3 protein-coding genes are annotated in these 2,669 nt (G+C 64.1%); all 3 read right to left on the bottom strand.

Annotation, left to right across the window (positions count from 1 at the left end; all coding sequences use genetic code 11):
• The coding region (locus tag WB528_RS17570) for an SMP-30/gluconolactonase/LRE family protein (protein WP_423889675.1) at window positions 1–1,032 on the bottom strand (1,032 nt) is incomplete at its 3' end.
• 22 nt (window positions 1,033–1,054) lie between these two features.
• The gene (locus WB528_RS17565) at window positions 1,055–1,903 is read right to left on the bottom strand and encodes an MBL fold metallo-hydrolase (protein ID WP_423889674.1); all 849 of its coding nucleotides are present in this window, start codon (window positions 1,901–1,903) and stop codon (window positions 1,055–1,057) included.
• Between the two features lie 36 nt (window positions 1,904–1,939).
• Window positions 1,940–2,669, bottom strand: a 730-nt coding sequence (locus WB528_RS17560) for an amidohydrolase family protein (protein ID WP_423889673.1), incomplete at its 5' end; no start/stop codon positions are given.

The following is a 2,669-nucleotide window of genomic DNA, read 5'->3' as shown; positions in this document are numbered from 1 at the left end:
GATCACGTCGTTCTGCATGTCCTGGATGATCATGGCGCAGCGCCGGGGATCGATGCTGATGGTTTGGGCCGTAGACGGCGAACGCTCGGCGCTGCCGGACCCCGACGACCCGCCGCGGCCGCTCGCGGTCATATAGGGCTCGTTGCGCGGCCCGACCTTGGTGGTGACGGTGTAGACCGAGTGGGTCGCGGTCATGAACAGGGTGCGGAAATCCTCGCCGCCCCAGGACAAATTGGCGACCATCTCGGGTACACGCACTTTGCCGATCAGGTCGCCCGAGGAGGCGTAGACCCAGACGCCGCCGGGAGCGGTGACCCAGATATTGCCGCGCGCGTCGCATTTCATGCCGTCCGGCACCCCGGCTTCCAGCGAGGAGCGGATGCCGCTGGCAAACACCCGGCCATTGCTCAGCGAGCCGTCGCCGGCGAGGTCGAATACGCGGATCAGCGTCTGCACGGTGTCGTTAATATAGAGGCGCTTCTCGTCGGGCGAAAAGCAGAGGCCGTTGGGTTGGTCGAACAGATAGCGGTCGACCAGCAATTGCGGCGCGCCGCCGCCCGGCGGCACCCGATAGACGCCCTGGAAGCCGAGCTGGCGCGGGCGCTCGACGCCATAGACCGGCATCCGGCCGTACCAGGGATCGGAGAAATAAATCGAGCCGTCGGAGCGCACGCAGACATCGTTGGGACTGTTCAGCTCCGATTTTTCGAAATGCGACGCCAGCACCTCGCGCCGCCCGTCCGGCCGCTCCCGGATCAGCGACGAGGTGGCATGCTCGCAGACGATCAGATTGAGATCGGCGTCATAGGTCATGCCGTTACATTTGTTGGAGGGACGCCGCACCTCGGCGACGCCGCGCTGGGCGTCCCAGCGGCGGCGGACATCCGCCGGCATGTCCGAAAACAACAGATAGTGCTCGGTCGGATGCCAGACCGGCCCCTCGGTGAAGGTAAAGCCGGTGCCGAGCTGCCCGACCGCCGCGTAGCGATCAATCAGCGCCTCGAATTCGGGCTTCAAAACCGCATGCGTCATTGCCGCAATCCTTCCTTGTGCGTTAGGCCGGGAACCATTGGCGCTTGGGATAGGATTGGACGATCGGGCCGGGGACCGAATCTTGCAGCCGGCCCGTCACCACGCCGCCCTCGACCTTGCAGGGCCGGTCGTGGACCGGCAGCAGGAAGCGGGCATTGTTGACCAGCTTCTTGATCGCGCCTTTTTCGGCACGCTTCGACAGGCCGTGGTTGCCGGTGGTCTGCGGCTCGGCGTCCTGGGTTTGTCGGAACGGTTCGACCAGTTGATCGTGGATGTCGTAGAGCACGTCGCCGCAGATCGTCGCCACACCTTCGGCGGTGTGGACGTGGACGTTCATCGAGCCTTCGGTATGTGCGCCCGCGGCCTCGAAATAGACGCCGGGAAACAGCTCGACCATTCCGGTGACTTCCAGATCCAGCAGCCGCAGCGCGTTCTTGGTGTGGAGACGGTCGACCAAATGTTTGATATCGGGCGCGGGATATTGCGGATGCTGCAGCCCGGAGACGGAATATTCCAGCTCCTTGCGATTGATGATGACGGTGGTGTTCATCGGGAACAGGTCGTCCTTGCCGGCGTGATCGATATGCAGATGGGTGTGCGCCACGAAACGGACGTCGCCCATGCGCACGCCGTGCTTGGCGAGCTGGTTCTCGATCATGTTCTCGTGGAACTGGAGGCCGCGCATCCCCAGCGATTCCATGATCTGGTTGGAGCGATAGCCGGTGTCGACCACGACGGGATAGGGGCCGCCGGTGATGAGAAAGCCCAGCGTCAGCACCCGCCGGGTGCGGCCGCAGTCGCGCCCCAGCACGAGGAAGCTGGATTCCAGTTCGATATCGCCATAGTCGAGAAGCTTGATTCCCAGAGCCATGATGTCCTCCCCTTTGTCGTTGTGGGCGTTCGCCCCTCAATTGGTGATCCGGTAGACGCGCGTCGCGGTGTCGTGCAGCACCGCGCGCTGCTCTTGCGGCGACAGATGCTCGAGCGCCTTGCGATGGGCGCTGACGAGATCGGCGTAGGACGTCCAGAGCTTTTCGACCGGAAAGTTCGAGCCGAACAGGCAGCGCTCGGCGCCGAAGATCGAGACGGTCTCGCGCACGATCTCGGCGATATGCGCGGGATCGTTGCGATGCAGGAAGGTGCCGAGGCCGGAGAGTTTCGTGACGACGTTGGGACAGGCTCCCAACCGCACCGTGCCGGCGCGCCATTCCGAGCGTCCGGCCTGCGAGAGGTCTTCCAGCATGCCGGCGTGTTGCAGCACCAAGGTGACGTCGGGGCAGGCCTCGGCAAGGCTCGCCGCGTCGGGCATTTGCGAGGCAAACACCTGCAGATCGAAGCTCCATTTGTAATCGGCAAGCCGCGCCACATTGCGCTGAATCTTCGGATCGAGCGGCAGATCGGGCCACGCAGCGAAACGATAAAGCGGATTTCGGTGCCAGTGCAGCTGCATCCGCACACCGCGCACCAGGCTGTGGCGCGCCAGCCGGTCGAGTTGTGGGCGCACGTCCTCGACCGAAAAATCGGCGTAGGCGACGATGGCATGCGGCCAGCCGGTCGCTTCCGCGGTCTGCTGCACCCAGATGGCTTCGTCCTCGTAGCGCTCCTTCGGCCAATTGGTCTGCACGTAGACCGATTTG

Origin of the sequence: Bradyrhizobium sp., from assembly GCF_049586575.1 — a bacterium.
Classification (GTDB): Bacteria; Pseudomonadota; Alphaproteobacteria; order Rhizobiales; family Xanthobacteraceae; genus Bradyrhizobium.
The sequence above is the reverse complement of the archived record's forward strand: the minus strand, read 5'-3'. Positions and strand labels throughout refer to the sequence as shown.